This is a genomic window from Paenibacillus sp. FSL P4-0184 (genome assembly GCF_038004625.1).
Lineage (GTDB): Bacteria > Bacillota > Bacilli > Paenibacillales > Paenibacillaceae > Paenibacillus_AQ.
Genome location: NZ_JBBORN010000001.1, coordinates 1,749,967 through 1,775,327 on the forward strand (window position 1 = coordinate 1,749,967; position 25,361 = coordinate 1,775,327).

At 43.9% G+C, this 25,361-nt stretch carries 22 protein-coding genes; 6 read left to right on the forward strand and 16 right to left on the reverse strand.

What is annotated here, in order from left to right; translation table 11 throughout:
- Positions 1-105 precede the first annotated feature (105 nt).
- Positions 106-921 (forward strand): hypothetical protein, encoded by an 816-nt coding sequence (locus MKY52_RS07480; protein WP_341050723.1) that lies wholly within the window; start codon positions 106-108, stop codon positions 919-921.
- Here MKY52_RS07480 and MKY52_RS07485 read toward each other — a convergent pair.
- Positions 914-1,690, reverse strand: coding sequence for a YheC/YheD family protein (locus tag MKY52_RS07485; protein WP_256716337.1), 777 nt, complete (start codon positions 1,688-1,690; stop codon positions 914-916). The genes MKY52_RS07480 and MKY52_RS07485 overlap by 8 nt on opposite strands.
- A gap of 182 nt (positions 1,691-1,872) precedes the next feature.
- Here MKY52_RS07485 and MKY52_RS07490 point away from each other — a divergent pair, with 182 nt between their 5' ends.
- The gene (locus MKY52_RS07490) at positions 1,873-2,976 is read left to right on the forward strand and encodes a glycosyltransferase family 4 protein (RefSeq protein ID WP_341050724.1); all 1,104 of its coding nucleotides are present in this window, start codon (positions 1,873-1,875) and stop codon (positions 2,974-2,976) included.
- 58 nt (positions 2,977-3,034) lie between these two features.
- Here the strand turns inward: MKY52_RS07490 and MKY52_RS07495 are convergent, their stop codons facing one another.
- The gene (locus MKY52_RS07495; RefSeq protein ID WP_341050726.1) at positions 3,035-4,276 is read right to left on the reverse strand and encodes a DUF445 domain-containing protein; all 1,242 of its coding nucleotides are present in this window, start codon (positions 4,274-4,276) and stop codon (positions 3,035-3,037) included.
- A 273-nt stretch (positions 4,277-4,549) separates the two neighbouring features.
- On the opposite strand from MKY52_RS07495, the gene MKY52_RS07500 reads away from it, so the two are divergent.
- The gene (locus tag MKY52_RS07500; protein ID WP_341050727.1) at positions 4,550-5,413 is read left to right on the forward strand and encodes a Cof-type HAD-IIB family hydrolase; all 864 of its coding nucleotides are present in this window, start codon (positions 4,550-4,552) and stop codon (positions 5,411-5,413) included.
- A 101-nt stretch (positions 5,414-5,514) separates the two neighbouring features.
- Here the strand turns inward: MKY52_RS07500 and MKY52_RS07505 are convergent, their stop codons facing one another.
- From MKY52_RS07505 to MKY52_RS07520, 4 genes are all read right to left on the reverse strand, one after another.
- Positions 5,515-7,743, reverse strand: a complete 2,229-nt coding sequence (locus tag MKY52_RS07505; RefSeq protein WP_341050729.1) for an amylo-alpha-1,6-glucosidase — start codon at positions 7,741-7,743, stop codon at positions 5,515-5,517.
- Positions 7,744-7,807: 64 nt separating this feature from the next.
- Positions 7,808-8,686 (reverse strand): carbohydrate ABC transporter permease, encoded by an 879-nt coding sequence (locus MKY52_RS07510; protein ID WP_042184238.1) that lies wholly within the window; start codon positions 8,684-8,686, stop codon positions 7,808-7,810.
- Positions 8,687-8,704: 18 nt separating this feature from the next.
- Complete coding sequence (locus MKY52_RS07515; RefSeq protein ID WP_042184236.1) at positions 8,705-9,595, reverse strand: ABC transporter permease; 891 nt, start codon at positions 9,593-9,595, stop codon at positions 8,705-8,707.
- A 22-nt stretch (positions 9,596-9,617) separates the two neighbouring features.
- Positions 9,618-11,330, reverse strand: coding sequence for an ABC transporter substrate-binding protein (locus MKY52_RS07520; RefSeq protein ID WP_341050730.1), 1,713 nt, complete (start codon positions 11,328-11,330; stop codon positions 9,618-9,620).
- A gap of 252 nt (positions 11,331-11,582) precedes the next feature.
- Here MKY52_RS07520 and MKY52_RS07525 point away from each other — a divergent pair, with 252 nt between their 5' ends.
- On the forward strand, positions 11,583-13,151 hold the full coding sequence (locus tag MKY52_RS07525) for a response regulator (protein ID WP_149646278.1): 1,569 nt from the start codon (positions 11,583-11,585) through the stop codon (positions 13,149-13,151).
- Positions 13,129-14,850: a sensor histidine kinase gene (locus tag MKY52_RS07530; RefSeq protein WP_341050732.1), complete on the forward strand. Its 1,722-nt coding sequence runs from the start codon at positions 13,129-13,131 to the stop codon at positions 14,848-14,850. Before MKY52_RS07525 ends, MKY52_RS07530 begins: the two co-directional genes overlap by 23 nt.
- A gap of 104 nt (positions 14,851-14,954) precedes the next feature.
- Here the strand turns inward: MKY52_RS07530 and MKY52_RS07535 are convergent, their stop codons facing one another.
- Positions 14,955-16,316 carry a sugar phosphate nucleotidyltransferase gene (locus tag MKY52_RS07535; RefSeq protein WP_341053358.1) on the reverse strand — a complete coding sequence of 454 codons (1,362 nt, stop codon included), beginning with the start codon at positions 16,314-16,316 and terminating at the stop codon, positions 14,955-14,957.
- An 11-nt stretch (positions 16,317-16,327) separates the two neighbouring features.
- On the reverse strand, positions 16,328-17,164 hold the full coding sequence (locus MKY52_RS07540) for a DUF6492 family protein (RefSeq protein WP_076299911.1): 837 nt from the start codon (positions 17,162-17,164) through the stop codon (positions 16,328-16,330).
- Positions 17,165-17,540: 376 nt separating this feature from the next.
- On the opposite strand from MKY52_RS07540, the gene MKY52_RS07545 reads away from it, so the two are divergent.
- Positions 17,541-19,844, forward strand: coding sequence for a UvrD-helicase domain-containing protein (locus tag MKY52_RS07545; protein WP_341050734.1), 2,304 nt, complete (start codon positions 17,541-17,543; stop codon positions 19,842-19,844).
- 66 nt (positions 19,845-19,910) lie between these two features.
- Here the strand turns inward: MKY52_RS07545 and MKY52_RS07550 are convergent, their stop codons facing one another.
- From MKY52_RS07550 to MKY52_RS07585, 8 genes are all read right to left on the reverse strand, one after another.
- Positions 19,911-20,492: a 50S ribosomal protein L25 gene (locus tag MKY52_RS07550; protein WP_042184221.1), complete on the reverse strand. Its 582-nt coding sequence runs from the start codon at positions 20,490-20,492 to the stop codon at positions 19,911-19,913.
- Between the two features lie 171 nt (positions 20,493-20,663).
- Complete coding sequence (locus tag MKY52_RS07555) at positions 20,664-20,936, reverse strand: helix-turn-helix domain-containing protein (protein ID WP_262495646.1); 273 nt, start codon at positions 20,934-20,936, stop codon at positions 20,664-20,666.
- A 15-nt stretch (positions 20,937-20,951) separates the two neighbouring features.
- Positions 20,952-21,188: a DUF6953 family protein gene (locus tag MKY52_RS07560; protein ID WP_042123499.1), complete on the reverse strand. Its 237-nt coding sequence runs from the start codon at positions 21,186-21,188 to the stop codon at positions 20,952-20,954.
- 109 nt (positions 21,189-21,297) lie between these two features.
- Positions 21,298-21,615, reverse strand: coding sequence for a hypothetical protein (locus MKY52_RS07565; RefSeq protein WP_341050737.1), 318 nt, complete (start codon positions 21,613-21,615; stop codon positions 21,298-21,300).
- A gap of 93 nt (positions 21,616-21,708) precedes the next feature.
- On the reverse strand, positions 21,709-22,584 hold the full coding sequence (locus MKY52_RS07570) for an alkaline phosphatase family protein (protein ID WP_341050739.1): 876 nt from the start codon (positions 22,582-22,584) through the stop codon (positions 21,709-21,711).
- 5 nt (positions 22,585-22,589) lie between these two features.
- On the reverse strand, positions 22,590-23,633 hold the full coding sequence (locus MKY52_RS07575; protein ID WP_341050741.1) for an ABC transporter ATP-binding protein: 1,044 nt from the start codon (positions 23,631-23,633) through the stop codon (positions 22,590-22,592).
- On the reverse strand, positions 23,630-24,433 hold the full coding sequence (locus MKY52_RS07580; RefSeq protein WP_042184213.1) for an ABC transporter permease: 804 nt from the start codon (positions 24,431-24,433) through the stop codon (positions 23,630-23,632). The genes MKY52_RS07575 and MKY52_RS07580 overlap by 4 nt, the downstream gene beginning before the upstream one ends.
- A complete protein-coding gene (locus tag MKY52_RS07585; protein ID WP_341050743.1) occupies positions 24,430-25,353 on the reverse strand; it encodes an ABC transporter permease in 924 nt (307 codons plus the stop codon). The genes MKY52_RS07580 and MKY52_RS07585 overlap by 4 nt, the downstream gene beginning before the upstream one ends.
- Between the last annotated feature and the right edge of the window lie 8 nt (positions 25,354-25,361).

Sequence of the window (25,361 nt, forward strand, 5' to 3'; positions counted from 1 at the left end):
CGTTCGTGACCTATTACGCTGGAAGCACCCGTAATAAAGGCTTTTGCCTTTGCTACGGGTGCTTTTTTTTGTTGCCATTAGGTAACGACAATAGGAGGAGAATAAATGAAAATATTTAAGTCATTGCCCTTACTACTGCTTACGATCCTGCTACTGCTAAGCACATCATCAGGAGCTATTGCTGCATCTACAACAGAAATAACCCCCTCTGTTAAAGCGGCTTTTGATCTGACGGCCGCAACGGCAGATGGTCCTGCCAGGGTTAAGCTGACTTCTCTTTACAATGATTTATCCACCTTAAAGCTGCAGTATGATCAGCGCGAGGAGCAAATCCGAATCCTTCACTACAATAATGAGCAATCGCTAGTTGTGGTTCGTCAACAAATTAAAGGGATTGATCTTGAAGCAGTGACCCGATTGGAGGCCTCCGTTAAGAGTAGCAAGCAGCGCTATCAGCCCTTATTTGACCAGTATAGTGCACTTAACAAGCGAATTAGTATCGCCAAGTCACTTAAGGACAAGACCTTGAATACCGTACTGCGTGCCCAAGGTGATGCTATGAAGATCTTGGTTCAGTTGGCACGCCAAGAGATCAGTGACAAGCAGAATCAGCTGAACGCCGCGAAAAAGAAACGTTCCCAAAAGATAGCCGAAGCTCGTAAAACCTTGTCTGGCATTGAAAGTCCTCAAATCACGATCAAATCTAACAAGAGCGTGATCACCTCGTTAAACAAACGTGTCTCAGCAGATTGGACTGACTTTAAAGCAGCGATTCGCAAACAAAACCTTACCCTAACCACCCAGTCCTTAGCTGCCCTGGTCTCCGGCTACCGTCAGATCGCAACCCATAAGCAAAAAATAATTGAGCTCGAACAAAAGATTTCCCTTGTTATTGCGAATACGAAGAAGCAAATCAGTTAGCGGACTTCTTCTTCTCATTTGCTCTGCGGTAAGCCATCACTTTGCGGTACATGCTTTTATTAGAAAGATGTTTGAAAATATATGGATCTGGACTCGTATTCACTTCAATAATCCAAGGCGTCATGTGGTTATCTAATCCTACATCTACACCAATCTGTTTAAAGCCAGGATATTTCTTATGGTAGAAACGTCCGGTATCCTCACCTAGCTTTCGCAATATCTTAAGCATCTGAGCTTGCTGAGCATCGTTCAAATAAGGCGACAGCAGCTTCTCCATAGACATTAGCGTGCCACCGTTATGATAATTGGTAACAATCTTGCCTTTCTCAGCTACTCGGCCAATCAATCCGGTAGTTTCCCATTTGCCACGCGGACTGAGCTGGACCATCACACGGATATCAAAACGATGCTTTCCGTGCTTTAGCAAAACAATCCCTCTCTGAATCAAGTAACTGCGTCCGCGTGTCGCTTTCTTAAGGGATGAATAAAAGGTGTCATAGGCTCCAAAGGTTTTTATCTTTGTTCCACTTTGGTATTTGTATTCTGTTCCATGAGAATCCTTACTCTGTTCAACCTTCATTACACCATTACCATAGGTGCCATGTTCCGGCTTAACGTAAATCATCCCATATTTCAAGAGCATCGTTCTTAAGTTTGCTTTACTAAACTTCACTGTTTCTGGAATGAGCGGTGAAATCTCGGAACTTTGCATGAGCACCTTGGTTTTAATCCATTTGCTGGTCAACGCAGACTTTAACTTTGTTCCCAATTGCCCTCTCCCCTGTCATTCAAATAATGATCATAGCCTTGCTTAACCTTAGTATTTTATGCTCCGACTATATGAATGGAATGGGTTGAACGCCCTCTCCGCTCTCAGATGTATCTCCAGATACTCAAGCTGCATATGGTGGGAAGAGGATAACCATTAGCGGATCAGAGGAGGCATGAACCATGCATATTTGTATTATTGCGCCGGAACGTCTCCCGGTTCCAGGAGACGGGTCAGTAGAAATCTGCATTTGGGCCATTGCCAGAAGGCTGGCTGAGAAACATAAGGTTACCATTGTGAGCCGCAAAGTGCCGGGACTGCCCGATGCTTCCATATTGGAGCGGGTCAGAATCATTCGGTTGCCCGCAAGTACTCCCGTTCATTATCGTACTTCGGTATTAGACTACATTCAGAATGAGTCATTTGATATCGTTCAGGTCGATAATCGCCCCCATCTTATGTCTGCTGTAAAGAAACGGCTCCCTCATCTTCCGGTATTTCTATTTCTGCATTCTCTTACATTCACACCGGACACAGTTAAGACTGCTAGGGCCTTGGCTAGAGCAGATCTGATTATTGCGAATAGCCACTCTCTACAGCGAAGACTAACCCGTCGCTTCCCGCAATTGAACAATGAAATTCGTATCGTCCTGCTCGGAGCAGATCTTGATCGATTCACTCCTGTAGCGCTACAGGAAAAATACCATCTTCGCAAACTTTACAGACTCCCGAGGATCTTTACCGTATTGTTCGTCGGTCGAGTCATTCCCCGCAAAGGGGTGCCCGTATTGATACGTGCTATGTACCATTTAAATAAGCACCTTCCCGCTCATCTTGTAATTGCAGGCAAAGGGAAACCATCCTATTTGCGACAGCTGAAGCTGCTTGCACAGCGACTAGGCGTATCCGTCTCCTTCCTTGGAAATGTAGCTCATGAGGATATCCATACCCTTTATCAAGCAGCCGACTGCTTCGTATGTCCTTCTCAGAATCATGAATCCTTTGGGCTTGTTAATGTAGAAGCCATGGCCTCGGGACTACCGGTCATCGCTTCTAGCAATGGTGGTATCCGTGAAATTATCGACTCCGGCCATAACGGATATCTGGTGGAACGATATCGCGAGGCCTTGCCCTTTGCTAGAGATTTGCTGCGACTAGGCCGGAATCCTGAGGTAGCAGCAATCATTGGGAAACAAGGACGAGCGGATGCGCTTGAAGCCTTCAATTGGCAACGTACAGCAACTGATTTGGAGCGGCTTTATCAAGCTGCCTTACTACAGCGATAGACCCTACAAACATAAAAAAGTAGTCCGCCTCCATTCACTGGAGACGGACTACTTTGATTTAAATAAATTGAACAATCGTAAGTACAAGCCCTACAACAAAACCGCATAAGGCACCGTTCACACGAATCCACTGAAGATCTTTACCTACTTTTTCCTCCAGCATATTCACTAGACTAGCATCGTCCATGCTATCCAGATTCTCCTTCACCAAAAGACCGATTCGGAAGTGGTTAGCCTCTACAAATGCAATCAATGAAGCGCGAATCCGCTCCTCCCAGCTACCGATCCACTCTTGTTCCTTACTAATACGGCGCATAAGAAGGGTGTATAGTGCAAATAGTTTTCGTCCGCCAGCTGCCCGGTCCTCTTCTAATAAGGAGAGTGCCTTACTACGTACGTTCTCCAATTGAGTATGCAGAAAAGTAGTTACTGCTTCTCCCTCAAGCTCTTGTAGTGCCCATTCTTTCACAGAAGTCATTCTAGCCTCATCATTGACAATCTGGAACAACGCCACCCGAATTTCCCGGATGATCTCTTCACGATATGGGCTATCCTCTTCACGAAAATCGCGAATACCGGACTGCAGCATGCCTTGCAGCATTTCACCAAGCATATCCGCATCCATGAATCCAACGAAAGCCTGAAAAGCCATCCCTTTCAGTCCACCGAGCTTTACTTCAGCCAGTTTCTCACTGGCGATCTTACCCAGCATAGCTTTCGTTTCAGGACGACCGCTCCAGTTAGATACCCCTTCCAGCGCATAATCCAGAGCCGCTACATCTTTTCCATCGTTCATTAATTTAGTGACAATCTTATCAGCCGCAACTCCAAGCTCCGCTTCACGAATATAGTCAGAGGCTGCCTTTTGAAGAAAAGGTACAGCTTTCTCTACCGGAAGACGTGACACGAATTCGCTAAGTTGCTCTAGGATCTGGGCTCTCGCCTTCTTCTTGCTAAAGAACTTCGTCAGCAGCTTGGAACTCATAGACATAATGCCAAACTTGCGCAGCTTGTTCTCAATACTCTCTTTGTTCAGCAGCTCAGTCTCCATAGCGGTAATTAACGACTGAATAATCTTATCCCGATTCTTGAGCAGCAGTGAGGTATGTGGAATACGCAGCCCGAGCGGATGGCGGAATAACGCGGTTACCGCGAACCAGTCGGCAATCCCCCCAACCAGCCCAGCCTCAAAGCCACCTCTTAGTAGAATTACAGCGAGATTTTCAGGTAGAAATAGTGTAATCAGAAACCCACATGCCATAAAAGCTAGTGACATGGTGGCCAAGTTTTTGGATCTCACGATTAGTCCCCCTTACATACACAGCTGCCGATGTCCTTACGCAGGAAAAATACCGACGGATCACGTCCCACGAACATGAACTGACGATAGACTCGGCTAGTCGATTAGTTTAACAACTATTGTACCACGACTGAACTATTTTCTGAAAATATACGATTAGACTAGGAATGAAAAGGTGTTTTTGGTTTTCAGAATATTAATGATAAGATACAAGTAACGTTCTCACTGGCCCGCGAAGGGGACAACTATGACTGGATAAGGAGATCATACACTATGCTGATTGCTTTAGATATGGATGGAACATTGCTGAACGAAGAAGGACAAATTAGCCCAAAGAACCGCGAGGCGATTATAAAGGCTCAAAATTTAGGTCATATCGTAATTATTGCTACGGGACGCTCTTTTATGGATGCGGAACGACAGCTGCGGCTGGCAGATCTGGAATGCCCTGTAGTCAGTCTGAATGGCGCAGTGGTTACATTGTCTGACCACACGCTCGCAGCAAGTAAACCGCTGAATAAAGAAGATATCATTCCTGCGTTACGCTGGATGAATGAAATTCCGGATTTGTATTACGAGGTATACACAGAGGACAACGTATATGTGGAACTCAATAAACGGGTAAGATTAGAGAAACTATCTGCACTAAGTGAAGAAGAAGTACCTGAGGAAGTCAGCTGGCTGCTAAAAGCAATGATCGATCAGCAGTTTCAACAAGCGGCTGTAACTTACGTCGAAAGCATGGAAGAGATCTGGAGTAAAGAAGAAAACGTCATTTATAAAACATTAGCCTTTTCTCTAGACCGGGAACTGCTCAAAGAAGCCTCCACCCGCTTCGCCGCGATCCCTGGCCTCATTATTACAGCCTCCCATGTCAATAATATCGAAATTAACCATGAGGACGCCAACAAAGGCTCCGGTGTAGCTATGCTCGCCGCCCACTATGGCATCCCGCTAACAGATGTAGCCGTAATGGGTGACAGCTATAATGATCAACCGATGTTCGAGAGGGCCGGCTACCGGATTGCCATGGCTAACGCAGCACCGGTTCTAAAGGAAATGGCTGAATTTGTTACCGTCAGTAATGGGGAAGATGGAGTGGCAGCAGGACTTGAGCATCTTATGGCTAAATTCTGAACCAACATGCCTGGCTTAAATCATAAACAGCCAAAATAACCTCTAACATCATCCTGAGGATGGGTTAGAGGTTTTATTAAGATTGTCTTAACTAATTATAGCTACAGCTTTATACAAGGATGATTGTCCAAGCTCAATGGCTTGGCAAACTCAACGTCTTTTAATAACTCGTTATTCCGCTTATTGTGCATAACACGTGATTCGGATAGCCCTGACAGAATCTCCTTGAGCATTTGACGATTCTCATCATATAAGGTAACTGCCAGTGTATGATCATCTTGTCTTACAACCAGCTCCATATTGGGCTTAACTTCAAGCGATACCGTTTCGAAAGGAGACATATCGATGATAACTTCCAGTCCCACATTCTTGAATGTATAGGCGTAAGTGATTTCAAGTCCACGGTTATACGTGGCTTCGATCTGTCCCTTTCCTATGTTCACATTATAGGCCAAGGATTCAAGCTGTTGCGGAATTCTTGGAGCAATTGTCAGTGTATTGTTAATCAGGTCTGGACGGATACCTAAGAAATATTGGTACCACACACGCAGGTGCTCAGCATTGGACCAAGCTTGCAGGTATGCACCCGTCAACTTCGCCCAGCTCTCACCTTCCTCTGGATAAGCATCCATATTCTCACAAAGTCCACCAACAACACCTAAATTCAAGGCCTGCCAGTTCATATTCTTGAATAGCTGATAGGCCGTTTCTTCCTGCCCCGCTTCAATCATACGCTGCATCGCAATACCATTAAGCCAAATCCAAACTGCACCGTTATGGTAAGCCTCGTCTTTCGGATAATGAGATGTTAAATGAAACGGACGAAACAATGGATGATGTCTATCTAGCGAAGCAACACCCCATGGATAGACCAACTCTTCCCACGCGGTACGAATCGCTCTAGCCTTAAAATCGTTATCATCAAACATTTCAAAAGCAAATAACTGGTTTGGGCGCAGGGAGAATTCCGGCTTATCTTCTGCATCCAGTCTGTCTGCTAAATAAGGATGCGCTTGATCAATGAAATCGACCTCAAAATGGCGCTTCAAGGTTTCAGCAATGCCCTTCCATTTATCAGCATTCACCTTGTCATTCATATATTCAGCAAAGTAAACACCAGCAAGCAATTGGTTATACCAGAGTGCTTGAATATCATTGGCACGGGTATCCCGAGGAGAATATGACTCCAAATTGCCATCCCGGGCATCCATCCAAGTTTCATTATCTGCGTGCTTCAAGTACCCTTTATCATCTACCCAATATTTTATGGAACCTTCAATACTATATTGTACATTGTGATACAGCTCTTTAATGATCGCTGTATCTCCTGAATACTTAACGTAATCCTGCAACTGGATAATGAATCGCGGCGTACCATCCGTTGTATGGTAATCCACTTTTCCAGGAGACAAGATATTTGGAATTCTACCAAAGTATTTAGAATCTTCGTCCGTATTCTGAAACTCTGCGAATGATAGCAAGATATTTCTAGCCGTTTCGAATTGCCCTGTAACGAGCACAGCACCTGGAAGAGCTATGAATTGATCCCGTCCCCAATATTCGTTAAACCATGGCAGCCCTGCATAGATACCGTCACCCTGCTGTCTAGTAACCAACTGATCCATTGTGATGTTCAACCAATTCATGGCTAAAGTAAACGCATCATCACTGCTGGTTAGATGGGCATTATGGTGTAAGAAATCTTCCATCCGCTTAACACGTTCATCTTTCAAAGTACTAATATCTTGTCTAGCTTTAAGGATTAAGCTTGCTGCTTCTTCGGATGTCTTACCTGCAGCGATATAATAACCCCCAGCGTTTGCATCGGCAATTAGAACTTCATTATCCATATGCAAAGGTGAACGGTTGATAGCACTAACTGCAATCACCCAATCTCCCTCGATAGCGCTAAAGAACGCGAGATGATCCTGTTGGTTTATATAGCTAACATTCTCTCCCCTTAAAACGATGCCTATGTCTTCCTTAGCATTAGCGAGACTAATTTCTAATAGATTATGATAATCCAACAACCACAGCTCTTCTGTAAGATCGGCGTGCTTACGCACCATTTTATAAGGATAGGCCCAAACTTCAGATTGTCGATTGTCTAGCTTCTGTTCACCTACGAATAAGGTGTATCCACCGAAAATTCTATTCTTAGCAATATTAAGTCCCTCAAAAAATGCATGTTCCACATGATCCGTATGATGGGATTGCGTAAAATAAAAAGCTGCCTCTTTATTCGTAAATGAAATACTCCGATTGGCTTCTTGAGAGACAAATGTCTTCATGTCATCCAGAATTGATGTATGAACTTGATTACTATTCATTGTAAGCCTCCTACTTGAAAATAGTAGGCCGCTATGAAGCTTCATAGCGGCTGTCTACTAATATTTATTCTTTAACCGAACCAACGACAATCCCTGATACGAAATACTTTTGCATAAACGGATAAATCAACAACAATGGTAGCGTAGAAACTACGATTTTAGCAGCGTTCAAAGTCTTATTCGAAACTTTTGCTAATTCCAATAATTTTTCAGGATCCGTAATGTTCTGAACCTCAACGCTAAGCTGTTGGATATAGGTTTGCAATGGATAATTCGCCGTCTTATTAATATAAACCAGGGCACCAAAGTAATCATTCCAATGGCCCACAATAGTAAAGAGCGTAACGGTGGCAAGCGTAGGCAATACTATTGGGAGATAAATTGTCCCTAATATTCTCCACTGCGAAGCTCCATCTATATTCGCTGCTTCCTCTAGAGATTTCGGTACAGCGCGGAAAGCATTCATCAGCAAGATAACATTCCCTATCGGTACTGCACCCGGCAAGATCAATGACCAGATGGAGTCTAAAAGATTAAGCTCTTTGACTACCATAAAGGTTGGAATCAATCCGCCTGAGAATAACATTGCGAAGATAACGAGATTCATATAAACCTTCTGACCCGTGAATACTCGTGAACTTTTAGACAATGGATAGGCTGTAAGAATCATCAGTACCATATTCACAAGCAGACCTAACACTACCCGTTCTACAGAGATCATGAATGAACGCCAAAACTGGCTGTCAGACAATAATTTTTCATAGGAGCTAAACGTCGGATTAACCGGGAATATACTTACTAGATTTGCGGAAGCCGCCGCATTATCACTGAAAGAGATGGCTACTAAATTGACTAACGGTATGAGACAGGACAAGGCGAACGCTAGAACAAATACCCAGATAATAACATCTGCAATACGACCCTTGATGTTAGATGCGTAAATGGGAGAACCCCCCTTTCTTTAGAAAATACGATAATCCGTAAGTTTTTGGGCCAATTTATTCGCAGAAAGAATCAGTACGATACCAACGACCGACCGTAATAGGCCAACTGCTGTACCTAAGCTGTATTGTCTTTCCACCAGACCCACCCGATAAACGTAGGTATCAATAATATCCGAAGATTCATACACCAAAGGATTATACAGATTGAAGATCTGATCAAAACCAGCATTCAATACATTCGGCAAGTTCAAGGTTGTAACCAGCAAAATAGTTGGCATTAAGCCTGGCAACGTGATGTGCCACAGTTTCTTAAACCGGTTGGCTCCATCAATGGAGCCCGCCTCATAAAGTCCGGGATCAATGGATGTCAGGGAAGCTAGGTAGATGATTGAACCGTACCCAAAACCCTTCCAGACATCTGTTAATACTAGCATCGGTCTAAACCAGGTATTGCTGGCCATAAACAAGACCGGGTCAATCCCAAACCAACTTAACATGGCATTAACAGGACCTTCATAAGAGAAGATATTCATGACTACAGTAGCTAAGATCGCCCATGACAAGAAGTTCGGCAGATAAACAACCGTCTGTATGAATCGCTTAGCAAACTTTACCCGAATTTCATTTAATAACAGGGCAAACACGATGGATGTAAAAGTACCCACGATAATTTTCCATAACGCGATAACGATCGTATTACTGAAAATCTGTTTGCTGTCAGGAATTTGGAGCATAAATTTGAAATTATCAAGACCTACCCAGGATGAACCGCTCATTCCCTTAGCCGGAACATAATTTTGAAAAGCCATTATAATACCGAACATTGGAATAAACGAAAAGATAATTAGGAAAATCATGCCTGGCGCCATCATGAGATGGAATGCTGTCTGATCTTTTTTATTTTTCATTTACGGATCATCTCTTTCAACATCATTTGGTTGCTATCGCTTCGTTAACTTCCTTAGTAATTACTTCGCCGCCAGTTTTATTCCAGCTTTCTACAAACTTATCAAATGCGTCAGGTGTTTGCTCACCTGTAATGATCTTCAAGTACATCTCAAGTTCCATTTTAGTAAGTGTCGGCCATTTCAACGTCATGGATGATGTACTTCCAAAGAATAATGGATTCACTTCTTTAATATTAGAGGCTTTCACCAAACTAGCTGTCGTAATACTGGAAGTATATCCAGCCCATGCATTGGAGTCTGGTGTTTCTCCATTCTTCTTACTATCAAGAAATTTCTTATAGGAGTTATAAGCCGTTAAATCCTCATTGCTAGTTAATTTACTTGTATCGCCTGTTTCTAATGCTGCTTTCATGATGTCAACGTTACGATAGAAAGCGTCATAATAATCGATATTAATGGCGAGCGGAGATCCGCCAACATTCATGCTCTTATAATCTTCAAATTCTTTCAAAGCTTTTGCATCTTTTTCTTGGTAACGCTGATAGTCATATTGAACACTCACAAGCTTGGCTGCAAGTTCAGGATGTTCAAAGCCTTTGCGAACAACCAAATAACTGCTGGAAGGATTTCCAGTGAACATTGTAAGCGAGCCATCCTCTGATTGTGGGGCAACATAAGATACCCATTCCGCTTCTGGATTCAGCTTAAGCGTGTCAGCCACAGTCCAGCTTCCCCACCAGTTATCCATGAACGACCCACTTTTTCCGCTTGTAAGTAGCGCCTTGCGGTCATCACCAGTACGTACTGCAAACTGACGATCAATCAAGTTATTCTTGTACATTTCAGACAACTTGGTCAGTGCTGGCTTCATCTCTGGTTGAACAGATCCATATACAGCCTTTCCACTTCCATCATCAATCCACTGTTTTGGATACGCACCATATAGTGAAAAGATATTATTAAATGAGAATTGTCCACCAGAGACACCGGCAACGTTTTCATTATCGACAACAAGACCTAGCGTCTTACCCGCTCCGTTACCACCTGGATCTTTTTCTACAAATTGCTTAATAATGTTCTCGACATCAGCCATTGATTTCGGCTCAGCAAGTCCCAATTTGTCCATCCAGTCTTTGCGAAGCCAGAGGATACCAGGACCATGTGAGATTTCAGTAGTTGGTATGGCCATCAGCTTGCCATCGAACTTTGCGCTATCCAGAACACGACCACCGTAGGAATCATAAATTTCCTTAATTCGATCGCTGGCAGTATTTTCATAAACCTCGGTCAGATCTGCAATCAGATCGTTCTCATAAAGCTGTTGCAATGTCGCGTAGTCAGGAACCACCATTAGATCAGGGATTTCACCGCTTACAATCGCCATCGAAACTTTCTGACTATAGTCTGTACCATCATTGGACTCAAACGAGGTCGTATTTTGAATGTTCAGCTTATCCTTGAAATATCTTGTCCACACATTGTTTGTGGCATTATCTTTCTCATAAGGCGTTCCTGCAAGTGCTGAATAGCTCGTTGCCACTTGTCCAACAGAATAAGTAACTGTTTCAGGATAGGCGCCAAATGGAGTCGTCTGTGCTTCTTTCCATGCAGGATCACTCGCATCTGTCTTTGGGGTAGATGCTGAAGAATTATTAGAACTTGAACAACCTACCATAGCAACAGCTAATAGTGATGCTAATACTATGGAGCTTGATTTTCTCAATTTATGTTTCATTATAAGAGCCTCCCTTTTTCTATAAAAAAACTCGTATTAGAAAACGATTTCAAAGCGCCGGCCAGCTTCAAAAAAAATTATATTATTACTTCCTTAAGTTTATAGATTATTGCTATCCATCGTAAACGCAAAAAAATTATGTTTTACACAAATAAATACTCATCATTAACGATAATATCGAGGAATAATTGCTACGGTCGAAGATGTTATACTACAATATCAATGTCACTACATGTCGAAAGGTGGTAAATAATGTTATCCATATTGGTGGTAGATGATCATAAGGAGGAGCGAGAGGGGATTGCTTTCCTCATTAAGGAGCTTGGCTTCCCCCTCCAATTGCATGTTGCAGAAAACGGTCGTAAAGCACTTGAATATGTAAGCGCACACTCTGTCGATATTCTATTTACCGATGTGCGGATGCCTATAATGGATGGATTACAGCTAACAAAAGAAGCATTAAAGTTGCACCCCAAATTAAAGGTGATTTTATTCAGTGGATTCGCTGAATTTGAGTATGCCAAAACAGCCCTCTCCCTGGGCGTATCCGAGTATCTTTTGAAACCGGTTAACATTGAAGCATTCCAAACTACTTTAGAAAAAGTTATTCAGGAATTAAAGAACCAGCAACAAAAAGAAGAAGCGTCACAAAGAAAGCTAAGCTATGTGAGAAAACATCTACTCTTCTCTCTAGTCAATGGCATCGGAAGCCCGCCTCCTCTTCAAGAGCTGTCTATTGAATTACCCAGCCATTACAATAAAATGCTTTTGTTAGAATTCGATAAGCCATTTTTTGAATCTGTGGATTCAGAGTTCGAAGAGTTTGTTCTTGGTTTAGTAGACACATCTGCTGATTACTTAAATCTAAACGGATGTCAGAGTCTACTACTGTTTCCCGAGCAAGAGTCCCCTTCTTCCCGGTTTGATAATAATTCAGCGATGCACCTGCATCATTGTATCCTTGATAAATATAAAGTGAATTGTTATCTCGCTATGAAAGAGGAACTAACCTCAATACTAGATTTAGGTTCACTTTTGACTTCATTAGAAGAATTGATGGAATATCGTTTTTTTCTCCCAGATACCTTTGTGTTTAATACACAAAATGACTTACATTTCTCTGAGGCCTTGTATCCAGACCTTACAGATAGCCATCTACTAGATCAGATTCGAAATAATCTGAAGGATCAAGATATTTTTAGCTTACGAGCAAATACTGAGATTTTATATCAAAAATACGTACATCAAGTACAGTATTCACATTTATATGTAAAGTATATGTTTTCCACAATCTATCAAGAGATCATGACACAAGCTGCACCTATATCAGAAATGGAGCTGCAGACTGCCGTCGAGATCATATATGGATCTGAAGATTTGCGGGATATCAAAGATATCATATTTGAAGGTATCGCTCGGATTGATCAGAACTCCACCAACCATGAGCCTACTCAGAACCGTGATGTCGACGCCGTCAAACAATATATTGAACAATATTATGCAGATGATCTCAGTCTGGAAATGCTTGCTGCTAAAGTGTATTTGTCTCCACATTATCTTAGCTCCATATTCAAGAAGCAGACAGGCTGTGGGCTTAATAAATATATTAAGAATGTCCGCATGCAAAACGCAAAAGAGTTGTTAACAAATACGCATCAAAAAATATCAAATATTTGCACCGCAGTGGGCTATCGCAATATTTCATACTTCTGCCAAAATTTCAGGGATTTCTATGGGTACACACCAGAAAAATATAGACAGTATAATCAGAAGTCCTCTGTATATCGGGAGGAGCATTATGCAACTTTGGCGGACACTTAAGCAAAATATTCGCGACTTGAAGTTTCAAACCAAGATCATGCTTTCATTTATGTTAATCAGTATGATTCCTGTGATTGTATTGGGCAGCTTCTGCTATCAAGAAGCCAAATCATCCCTCATTAAGCAATCCAAATCTGATTTGAAAGCAGCCTTAAATCAAGGGGCTTTAGCTTTAAATAGTCATCTGGATGTCTACAATAAACTCATGAATTTCTTGAGTTTTAATCAGGAAATTATTAATTCGGCTAATCATACCTACACTAGTATGTATGAAATGTATGATCAGTTAACCCATGTGATTGACCAAAATTTCAATACGGCACGGTATCTAAATACAGGTGTAGAACAAATCACTCTGTATACAGGAACCAATCTTTTGGCACATGGCAATACCGTCCGAGCCCTAAATGATATTAAACAGAAACATTGGTACCCGGCGTTGATGAAGTCAGTCGATGTCCTGTGGTTTACGGGTAATAAGGAGATTTTTGCTGTTCGACGCATTATTAATACGAAACAGAAAGATCCAAAAGAAAATGTGCTGTATGCACGTGTGAATTACGATTCGTTATTCACACCTTTTGACTCCCTACTCTCTCAAGGTTCAGAGATTCTCGTCAAAGATGCTTATGGAAAGTCGATCTATGCCTCGCCTGGTATAGAAGGATATATTCCTTCCAATAGCACAGATAACTTGGATACGCTGCAATGGAAAAATACAAAGTACACTGTACTGCAATCTGAAGTTCCTATATCAGGATGGACAGTGATGTTATGCAAACCTACGAAGATGATTACGAATTCTGCTTGGAAAATCCTTTCGACAGTTGGGCTTGTTATTGTTGCCTGTATTGCTGCCGTTGCTATAACCGCCAATCTCTTCTCTCGAAAGTTCAATTCACAAATTAAGCGTCTGCGCAATAATATGCGCACCGTAGAAGAGGGATCCCTGGAAGTCACCGTCACCAGCACATCCAAAGATGAAATTGGGGATTTAATCAGAGGCTTTGGCAATATGGTTGACAAAACAAAAGTGTTAATCGATAAAGTCTACATTGAGGAAATTTCACGAAAAGAATATGAAATGAAAGCCCTACAGGCTCAGATTAATCCTCATTTTCTATATAATGCTCTTTCGCTCATCAATTGGAGAGCCATTCGAATCCATGCAACAGATATAAGTGAAATGGCTCAGCTTCTATCCACGTTCTATCGGACTACACTGAATAAAGGGAATAATATTATTTTGGTTTCAGATGAACTATTGAATGTACAATCTTATATACAGATTCAGCTTAACATGCATAGCAACAGCTTTGAGATAGAATATCAGATCGACGAGGCTATTCTCTCTTATTACATGCCTAACCTGATGCTTCAGCCTCTAATTGAGAATGCTATTATTCATGGTATTGAGAATAGAGAAGAAGAAGGAAGCAAAATTATTCTATCCGGAGAAATGGTGGAGGAGTCTATCATCTTCAAAGTAAAGGATAATGGCGTTGGCATCCCACAAGAACGACTCAATCTTCTGCTTAAATCCCAGTCTATAGGCTATGGGCTCAAAAATGTAAATGACCGGGCTATGCTAATGTACGGTCCAGAGTACGGCTTGTCCATTACCAGTATTCTAGGACTAGGAACGGAGGTCACATTTCGATTTCCATCCAAAAGATACGAAGGTGGCTCAGATCTATAACTCTTTTAAATGCAGTGATGTTAATTAGCTAGACTCTAAAATTAAATTCAACCGGGACATGTACGCTGGATTAAACCCGGTTGATTTTTTTTCAATCTATTGAATTACAAATGATCAGGAGCGCTTTCCTCCCCCACCCATTCAGCAGAAACACGTACATAATCCCCCACATCAGAAGACGTCACCAGTTCAATAATGATCAATTCGAGCAGTGTAATCGCCCGTAAACCATGTCTCGCACCGGCAGGTACTGTGACTGTGTCTCCGGCTGCAACTGCATGAAGAACGCCGTTCATACGATACTCCCCATTGCCCGAAAGAAAAGACCATATTTCTTGGGTATGCCTGTGAAAATGATAGCTGGTGTGCTTCCCTGCCAACATCGTGATTTTGGAAGTCGTAACTTCAACTCCTGCTGCTGTTCGTGAGAAATCCAGAATGCGTGAGCTTCCCCACCGCTTTTCTTCAATCATCGGCTTCGCGGCATGACCCTCCAGCTTCTGCTTAATCCGTTTCGCCTGCTCGATCCCAGCAACCAAAATACCATCCGCACCCGCCGCCACAATCAAACCTGGAGCACCGATGACATGTACGGGACAAGAGAGTTCGTTCACTAAATAGGTTCCTTTTGAATCCTCAGAAATGCTCCCCCTGCCAATTACCTTTTCCTGCAAATGAGGGGTAAGCGCATCCCAACTACCAATATCCGCCCAAACTCCGGTGTAAGGAATAACTACCGCTCGCTGCGTATGCTCAAGCACTTCATAGTCAAAACTTCGTTCTGGCAATTCGTCATAACGCTCCACTAGCTCCATGTAATCTGCTGAAAGATTCCGTTCCACCATAGTTGAGAGCAAGTATCCTAATGAGCAGGAGAACACCCCACAGTTCCATAGTCCTCCACAGGTAATGAACTCGGCCGCCGCCAGTTCGTCTGGTTTCTCTGCAAATTGCTTCACATTTAGAAAAGACGTCCCCTCTGAACCTTCACTCGGCAATATATACCCGAACTGTGTGGATGGGAATTCAGGCGTAACACCGATCAAGGCAATATCCGCTTGTGATTCGGACAGCACGCTGGGAAACTGCCGAAGCTGACTGAAAAAAGAAGCCTCCACATAAGAATCCACCGGAATGACCACAACGATCTCTTCTAAGTCTATTTTCTTCACGGAATGCAAATAGCTCGCCGCCAATGCAACTGCAGTAAAAGTTCCCCGCTTCTGTGGCTCCGCCAGTAAAGCAACCTGATTGCCAACAGATTTGCGGGTAATTTCCACCTGACTGCGATGGGTTACAATGCAGCTTGAATCTAACAATCCCGCCTCATCCAGCCCTCTGCATACTCGCTCGATCATCGACTCCATGCCGCCATTTTCTGTTGGAAGAAGTCTTAAAAATGCCTTTGACCTGATCTCATTCGACAGCGGCCACAGCCTCTTCCCCGATCCCCCTGAAAGGAGCACGATCTGCAACGCTATCTCCCCCCTGCGCTGGACTTACTACTCGGTGTTCTCACATACCCCTTCCGTTTATGAAAAGACAATGATCTATACTTTTCCGCCAGCTCATTCAGCTTCTGCTTGGACAGCTGACCTGCATTCATATGGAGGCCTTTATTGCGTGCTTTTTGGATCTTCATGCCCCCACGATCCTTCGAATACAGGTAATTCCCATAAGTTTCGAATTCAGAAAAAGCAAATTGCTTAGTTCGGTTCATACTGTGTATAATCGCCGAATACCAAGGCTTCTGATGCTTTGCTTCAATCTCTCTTTTCATCTGAGTCAATTGGCTGCGTTCAAACAGCATATAATGCGTCACAAAAGAAGAAGCAGATGCCGCCTTCTTACCCATTAGCTTCCTATAGGTTGTAAAGTACTGAGGCTGACTCCAATTACGGCTGTAAAAAATCGTCTTTCCCTTCTCACGGAATCGATGAGGAGCGATTAAGACCGTATCTGCATCGATGACTAAAAAATAGTCAGCCGTACACAGCTTGTCACCATTCAGCTTCAACAATTGCTGGAACAACCAACCGGACCTTTCCCATTTCCGTGAACGGTAATGGATATCTTTTTTTGTAATCGGGAGGACTGTATTCTCATCGACAAAGGTACAGCCCTTTTTTCGGCAGAAATCCAGTATACGTGTCTTTTTTGGAGCAACAATCAATATACGACCTATCGGATGCTTAACATGTGTTCGGACAGCGTCAATAACATAGGGGAGTGTAGCCAAATCTTTCTCGATAGCCGGAATCAGTACATCTATGGTAACGGCATGTCTTATGCGGACCTTATTGGCTGAGGGCATACGGTCATCTCCATATCATGATTTTGCTTTAGGATATGAGGATAATAAGGAAAGGGAATGGGCTTTACTGTAAACTTAAGAGAGGACAAGGGGGGATTTATACCCTTCTTTTCGCCCATAGAGCCCAATTCCAGCTTTTCTACGGGATTTATACCGTACATCTTGCCCACCAATCCCCATTCACACAACCAAGCTCCACACTCCCCCATACTATATCCAGCATTTTTTTCTGTGCAGTAAAAAGGCTGGGATGGTATATTGTAGATTGGCTAAATTTTCGGCGTATTTTAATCGGCACATTTTAAGATGAACTCAACCATTCTCCAACTAGTTTTGTTGAGCTCACTCTATACAGAAATATATGAAGGTGAATCTATTGAATAAGCTCTTATTTCATAATATCCCGCTGGGAGCAACCGGCGAACGCATCCCGCAAGCGGCAGTAGCTTCAGCACAGACCAGCAAGGAGCTAGTGAAGCGGGAGGAGGGGGACTCCGCTTATTTCCGCAGGCTGGAGGAAGGCGGCATCCTGCTCAACCGCCCGCAGATTGCTGCGGTGCGGCATCATAAAGGGCCGCTACTGACACTGGCCGGTGCAGGCTCCGGCAAAACCTCGGTTCTGATCTGCAGAACCGGTTATTTGTTGTCGGTGCGCGGCGTCTCGCCGAGTCAGCTGCTATTGCTGACTTTTTCGAGTAAAGCCGCGGCAGAAATGCGCGAACGAATCGCCCTGCTCCCTGGAGTCAGCACAGCGGACGTTGCAAGGCTTCAGGCCCGTACGTTCCATTCTTTTTTCTTATTTTTCTTGCGCAGACAAGGATTGCAACAGGAAATTTTCAGTGAGACACGTCGCCAGCACATCCTATTGAAGCAGATCATGCGTGAGCTCGGACTGCCGAAGGATGCTTATCCACCGGAAACCCTCCTCTCTCTGCTCTCTTCCTGCAAAATGAACATGGGCACCATGGAAGATCTACCAGAAGGCACCACCGCCGAAAAAGAAATGAAGTCCATTCTGGAAATATACGAACAATGGAAACTAGACAATTTCAAAATCGATTTCGACGATGTCCTCTTAATTGCTTATCGGATGCTGAAGGAGCGTCCGGAGCTTTTGCAAGAGTTGCAGATGAGATATCTGTACGTGATGGTGGATGAGTTCCAGGATACAAACGCCTTGCAGTACGAACTTGTCAAAATGGTCGCTCACCCACAGCATAATCTAATGGTGGTTGGTGATGATGACCAAACGATTTATTCCTTCAATGGAGCGCGCAGTGAGTTCATTCTTGAGTTCGAGAAGCTCTATCCCGGAGCAAGGGTTATTACACTCGATATTAATTACCGCTCAGGCCCAGCTATCGTTGGACTTGGCAATGGCATTATCAAGCACAATACACGTCGGCGTTCCAAAACCCTGCAAGCCGCAAAAGGTAGTGGAAGTCAGCCACGATATATGCGTCCGCAAACTGCAGATGAAGAAGCCGAGCAGATGATCGAGCATATTTTAAACGAGGTCTCTAGCGGCAAAAGAGAATATAGCGACTTCGCCATGTTGTACCGGGCGTCGAGCAGCAATCGGGCCGTTCTCGAACTGCTCCTTTTACGTGATATTCCCTATATCGATTACGGAGAGGGGCAATTATTGTACGAGCACTGGCTGATCTCTCCGGTAGTGGATCATTTGCGACTCTCCGTGAATCGGCGAAATTTTGCAGCGATGGAGAATATCCTGCCGACGCTATATATGAACCGTGAAAAAGGCATGAATCACATCCGCCAGATGGAAGCTAGACAGCCCAAGCAAGGACCGTTAATCCACCTATTGTCTATGCCTGGCATGGAAGACTTCAAAGGGACTAAACTAAGAGATCGGCTCGATCTAATCCGAAATATACGCGAACTGACCCCAATACAAGCAATCCGGCAGATTCGTACCCAATTCTACGATTATTTCATCGAAGCGAATGAACGGCATCAAGCGACGCTGCATCGAGAGACGTTAAAAGAAATGCTAGATGAGCTAGAATCCTCCGCGGCGCGTTTCGACAGCATCCCTGCCTTTCTTGATTTCATAGATAATGTCACGGAGCGTAACGAGCATAATCGCCAACCAGGTACTAAAGAGCAAGGCAATCGGATTGCATTAATGACCATTCATAAATCAAAGGGGCTAGAGTTTCCTGTAGTCTTTTTAATTGGAGCGTCTGAGGGAATTCTTCCGCATAGCTCTGCACTGGAGGGCGACCGGTTAAAAGACCGCAAACTTGCTGCCGGAAGCAGCGGAGCCTCAAGCTTAGCAGCACTGGAGGAGGAACGGAGACTGGCGTACGTGGCCGTTACGAGAGCCCGAGAGGAGCTATTCATCAGCTCACCTGCACAGCATCGGGGTAAAAAAGCGGAGGTCTCCCGCTTCATGTTATCCGCCTTCCGTTCAGCGGTTTCTTCCACAGCAGCAACTACGGTGAGTAGAACCGTGACAACAAGATCCTTGCCGACCAGCCGAGCGACCACGACAAAAACAAAAACCCATGTCGTTCCGGTATGGAACTGCACGGGCAACAGTTGTCCTGGTTGGACACGCATGAAAGCTAGCGGAGCTGAGGATCATCTAACCTCAAAGCCCTGCCCTTTATGTAGCTCACCTATGGCAAAGGATCAGCGAGAAGTTCCCGTATGATTTACACGCAAAAAAAGCAAGTTTCCTCTTCCCTGGAAACTTGCTTTTTTTAATATAAATATATATTTAAGCTGTAGTTACTACTGCTTCTTCAACTTCTTCATGTACAGTCTTAATCTGAATCATTACTGCATTCGGATCGGTCAGCACTTCGATTCCATCTTGGAAAATCAGGTCAGAAACTAGCAGCTGATCGCCAATATCAAGTTTACTAATATCTACTTCCATAGAAGTAGGCAAAACGCCCGGCATACAACGAACTTCTACTTCATACAATTCCACTTGCAATACGCCACCGGCTTTCACGCCGATTGCTTCCCCTGCAAAATGAATCGTAACTTTACTATCCATATTTACAGACATGTTCACATGCTGGAAATCAATATGCAAGATTTTACCTGACAGAGAATCCTTTTGAATATGCTGAACAATGATCGGCATTGCTTCATCGTCCGTTGTTTTTGCTTGCAGAATAGCCCGTGGATTTTTTTTCAAAGTACCCAACAGCTCTTTTTCATCCACTTCTACGTTCAGAGTATCTTTACCCACTCCATACAATACAGCCGGGATACGTCCCTGTTTTCTCGCTAATTTCTTTTGGGACTTTGTTTCGCCAGTACGCTTGTTTAATTGAATAAATTTACTCATTTTTTATTTCCTGCTCTCTTTGACCATAAATTCTTGTCAGTCTAAGTATAACATGACCATATAATCTAGTCAAATTTAGCAGAAATCTCCCTTTTCCATACAAAAAAGAAGACTTGAGTGAATTCAACTTCCCATTCCTCAACTCTTCCCAACTGCACTTTCTCAATTTATTTAACGCTTACTTAAACCATGTTCACCTATCACTTCTTCTATTGTACAATCACTTTCATTCAACTCTTCGATTCCGATGAGTTCCCCAGGCTGTACATTAAAATATAAACAAAGCTTTAAAAGCAAGTCTCTGGGATACTGTACCATCTCATCCTTATACATACGGCGAACCGAATCAAAGTGATAATTAATATCCTTAGCAAGCTTTCGTATAGAGAGTTTGGGATCATGATTCTCCATGACCACACTTAATTTACTTCGGATAACCGGCATATATTCACCTCCAGCTTAAGTCCACGCCCACAAAAATCCATCGCGATCCCACGCGATTTTGCCGCCGTGCAGCTTCCGGAAAGCTTTCTTTACTTCCTTGGACAGTGAGGCATTGCCATTCTCATTCACAAATACAAATTGTTCCCCAAAATTCTCTTTCACATATTCAATCGCCGCGGTCTGATACAAGGTACCCGTAAACCGAATTTCCTTAACCATCCATTCCGCTACATCTTGTGCTGTTACTTCCATATGGATGTGCCTCCTTTCATGTACTTCATGCTAAAATGTGCCCTCATTATAACATGAATACAGCCCGACCGGACAAACGTCCGAATCGGGCTGTATTAGGATGTCTTAATTATTGTGGATATGTATGATTCGAAGAATGACGAGTCTTCTGCCCGCCACTTACCATCAACAGAATCCCTGTAATCAAGTGTAATACCCATCCCACGAATGGAATCCAAGCCAATAAAGAAGTTACAATTCCGAGCACTGAACCATAGATAGATTCATTGTTCTTTGAAGATAAAATCAAAGTAACTAGATGAAGAATAAACATCAATCCCAGTGCGGAGTACGCAGTGCCAATTACAATAGCAGCACCCAGAATTGGAATTGCCAAAATAATTTCAAACGAGCCTGTAATCCATTTCAAAGCTCTAGAAGCGCTCAAAAGACAACCTCCCAATAGGTAAAATATACTATTTATTATACAAAAAACCATCGTTCTCGTATATGATTTTTATCGTGCTTTACTATTTTATTTTCATCCTAAAATCACAGGTTCATTCAACTCATGAAGTGGTTGATTTTGCACAAAAGGGGGCAATCCTTCCTTGCTCATTGCAGCCGAGGGAGCAAGCCCTAAGCAGTGGCACATTAGCGGAGCCAGCCTTAATTGAGGGATTGCATGATCCTCCTTTGCCAGAGGTAATGCATCTACTCCAAACGTATATAACGGCACATCCCGCTCGGAGGAGGTTATCCCTCCATGGTACCCATTTGCGTTCATTCCATGATCTGCCGTAATCAGAATCTTATACCCCTGCTCCATCCAAATAGGCAAAACAGTGGCTAGCAGTCCATCGGCGTTACGCACGGAAAGCTCATATTCCTTGCTCTCCCCGCCATAACGATGCCCGGCGTCGTCTATATTCATGGAATGAATGTATAGAAAATGCGGATCATAAGCACTCCGTAAATACACGGCATCGGCAAACACATGACTGTCAGGATAGTGATCCTCAAAATAAAAGCTGCCATGCTGAATTGGCTTCATCACATTATGCTGATGGCGATCAGCCAGTGGATCAAAGGGTGCCGAATTATAAAGCTCACTGACCCAATGATAGGCGACAGCAGCTGTACGCAAATTAGCGGCTACTGCCAAATGAAATACACTTTCTTCATGGCTAGGTCTCACAATATGGTTAGCCGTAATTCCATTTTTGGACACGGGTGTACCCGTTAAGAGCACTTCATAAAGCGGGCGTGATAGACTGGGTAACTCCGACTGTACTCGATAACAAGATAAGGATCCTTGCTCCACAAGATGCTCCAGATAGCCCATGTATTTGCGAGCAGCATCATATCTAAGTCCGTCCAAGACAACCACAATGAGTTTATTGGTCATATCCGTCATTCTACTCACGCTCCTTCTCGCTCTAAATGTAAAAGCTCGGAAGGGTTCAGCGCCAATGTGACTTTGTCCCCTTCTCCAACCCGCAGCCAGCGTCCATCATTTAAAAGATCAACCGTTAAGCGGATTCCTTCAGCCTCAACCGTACATCGAATAATATTGCCTAGCACAGACACCGATTTAATCATTCCATTCACCAGTTGTGCTCCGGCAGCAGCCTCCTGCTGACCCGCTCCATCATGCAGTAACGTTACTGCTTCGGGGCGAATAGCAAAGCTGTCCATCCCACTATCTATTCCGTGGAACAGCGCCATCACCTCTGGCCGAGTCAATACGTTATAACTGCCCATGAACCGGGCAACGAACTCTGTGCGCGGCGCGGTGTACAGTCCTTCCGGTGTTCCATCTTGGACGATGCGTCCACCATTCATAATGCAGATGCGGTCGGATAGAATCAGCGCTTCTTCCTGATCATGCGTAACGAATAAGGTCGTCATGTTAAAGCGCTTCTGAATATCACGAATTTCGGCACGTAGATTCTTACGAATCTTGGCATCAAGTGCACTCAGGGGCTCATCCAGCAGTAATACTTTGGGCTGCACGGCTAGAGAACGGGCCAGCGCTACCCGCTGCTGCTGTCCACCGGAGAGTGACTGCGGATAGACATCCCGCTTCTCCTCCAGATCGACTAAAGCCAGCAGTTCCTCGCATCGGCTACGTCGGGCGGCTTTGGACAAACCACGCATCTTCATTCCATACTCAATATTTTGGCTCACCGTCAGATTAGGGAATAGAGCATAAGACTGGAACACCATCCCCACCTCGCGTTTACGGGGCGGCAGATTTGCCAGATCTTTATTCTCTAGAAGGATTCTGCCGCCATCCAGCTCCGAAAGGCCAGCTATGCAGCGAAGTAACGTACTTTTCCCGCAACCGGAAGGTCCTAGCAGCGTTACAAGCTCCCCTTCACGAATCTCCAAATCTATATTGTCTAGCACACAGGTCTCACCAAACATTTTGCGTATTCCCTGCAGCTTCAGGTAATCGTTCATCCCTTAACGCCTCCTCCCATCTTTTTGCCAAGCTTCATTAGTACCATCGAAAGGACTAGAATAAACAGAAAATACGAGATGGCAATCGCACTGGCTAAATGTCCGCTTTCGCCCATTCTTTGATATAGATACACCTGAATCGTCTGAATATGCCCGCCAACTAGCATGTTTGTAAGAACAAATTCACCGAACAGAACGGAGAATGATAATAAGGTAGAGACGATAACGCCAGGCCAGATATTTGGCAAAATCACATTCATAAAAGCCGTTCTGCGGCGGGCTCCAAGCAATTCTGCGGCATGCAGCAGTTCTACAGCGTTAACGGTCAATAGACTATTGCGAATGCCCTGATACATATAGGGAAGAATGACCACAAAATACGCCCCCACCAATAAATAAGCTGTTCCAGCGATATCAAAGAGGCCAGAGGAATAGGTACGAATAAGTCCCACCGCAGCCACTACACCAGGTACCGCATAAGGCAGAACAACAATCACTTTCATAAAGCTCTCCCAGCGCGGAAAATAAATGGTGATGACAAAAACAGCTGGCAGCATCACGGCCAGACTCAGCACCACGCTAATCAGGCATAAATACAGCGAGGTCCAAAGCGCCTCCAAAAAACGAATATCCTTAAACATTTCTCCAAACCAATTCAGTGTCCAAGCTTGAGGCAATAAGGTATTTTGCCAGTCCTGCGCGAAGGCATAAATACCGGTTGCTAACAGTGGAAGTAATAAATACACCATGAGCATTAGCATGAAAGTGCGCGGAGCGAAGCCTGCTTTACGTATATTCATTGCCCCACCTCCTCACTAGCTGCCGTCCACAAGCGCCGAGACGATTTGGTTTTCACATCCGGTTTACTGAGCGCTTTAGCTCCAAATCTCTCCGTTCGCCGAACCATCAGATGATTCAAATAGACGGCCAAAATCGTAGTCAGACCCAGCAGAACAGCAAGCGTACTCCCCATTTCTGGCTGAGTAACCACATCCCCAGCAACCAGAGAACCGATACGTACCGCCAGCAGATTATAATTCCCGCCAACTAATGCGTAAGCCGTGGCATAAGCGCCCATCGCATTGGCAAACAGTATTCCCAGTGTGCCGAAGATCGCCGGAGTTAGAATTGGCAGCCCAATCGTCTTCCAGAACTGCCACGGTCCTGCCCCCAGCAAGGACGCCGCTTCTCTCCACTGCTCACGAATTCCGTAAAAGGATGGATACAAGAGCAGTAAGGCTAATGGAACCTGAAAATATACATACACCAGAATCAGACCAGACCAGCTATATAAATCAAAATCGGTAAAAACACTCCAGCCCCACTGTTTGAATAAGAGCGTAAACACTCCATTGTTACCAAGCAAAATAATATACGCAAAAGCCAGCGGAACTCCTGCGAAGTTAGAGGTCATATTCGACAGCATTAAGAGTCTGTCTCTTACTCTCGGAGTGAACCGAGTAATACAATATGCACAAAAAAGTCCGACAATGATCCCTATCAGACTTGAGGTTAAAGAGATCAGCAAGCTGTTCTTGATTGCCTGCATATAATAGGCACTTTGCAGGGCATGCAGATAATTGCCTAGCGTAAACCCGGTCCCATCTGCCTTTTGGAAACTTCCCGTCAGCATGGACAATACAGGCACCAGCTGAAATGCCAACACCATCAGTGCAAACGGAATGAGTGCCAGGATCACACCGCGGCTTTTCTGTTTCAACTTCCTCA

Excerpts from the sequence above, each read along its gene's own strand:
- MKY52_RS07490 (WP_341050724.1), top strand. The coding sequence starts at position 1,873 with ATGCATATTTGTATTATTGCGCCGGAACGTCTCCCGGTTCCAGGAGAC.
- MKY52_RS07560 (WP_042123499.1), bottom strand. The coding sequence starts at position 21,188 with ATGGAAGTAACAGCACAAGATGTAGCGGAATGGATGGTTAAGGAAATT.
- MKY52_RS07550 (WP_042184221.1), bottom strand. The coding sequence starts at position 20,492 with ATGAGTAAATTTATTCAATTAAACAAGCGTACTGGCGAAACAAAGTCC.
- MKY52_RS07540 (WP_076299911.1), bottom strand. The coding sequence starts at position 17,164 with ATGCCCTCAGCCAATAAGGTCCGCATAAGACATGCCGTTACCATAGAT.
- MKY52_RS07480 (WP_341050723.1), top strand. The coding sequence starts at position 106 with ATGAAAATATTTAAGTCATTGCCCTTACTACTGCTTACGATCCTGCTA.
- MKY52_RS07575 (WP_341050741.1), bottom strand. The coding sequence starts at position 23,633 with ATGAACGATTACCTGAAGCTGCAGGGAATACGCAAAATGTTTGGTGAG.
- MKY52_RS07570 (WP_341050739.1), bottom strand. The coding sequence starts at position 22,584 with ATGACGGATATGACCAATAAACTCATTGTGGTTGTCTTGGACGGACTT.
- MKY52_RS07520 (WP_341050730.1), bottom strand. The coding sequence starts at position 11,330 with ATGAAACATAAATTGAGAAAATCAAGCTCCATAGTATTAGCATCACTA.
- MKY52_RS07555 (WP_262495646.1), bottom strand. The coding sequence starts at position 20,936 with ATGCCGGTTATCCGAAGTAAATTAAGTGTGGTCATGGAGAATCATGAT.
- MKY52_RS07525 (WP_149646278.1), top strand. The coding sequence starts at position 11,583 with ATGTTATCCATATTGGTGGTAGATGATCATAAGGAGGAGCGAGAGGGG.
- MKY52_RS07500 (WP_341050727.1), top strand. The coding sequence starts at position 4,550 with ATGCTGATTGCTTTAGATATGGATGGAACATTGCTGAACGAAGAAGGA.
- MKY52_RS07530 (WP_341050732.1), top strand. The coding sequence starts at position 13,129 with ATGCAACTTTGGCGGACACTTAAGCAAAATATTCGCGACTTGAAGTTT.
- MKY52_RS07505 (WP_341050729.1), bottom strand. The coding sequence starts at position 7,743 with ATGAATAGTAATCAAGTTCATACATCAATTCTGGATGACATGAAGACA.
- MKY52_RS07580 (WP_042184213.1), bottom strand. The coding sequence starts at position 24,433 with ATGAATATACGTAAAGCAGGCTTCGCTCCGCGCACTTTCATGCTAATG.
- MKY52_RS07515 (WP_042184236.1), bottom strand. The coding sequence starts at position 9,595 with ATGAAAAATAAAAAAGATCAGACAGCATTCCATCTCATGATGGCGCCA.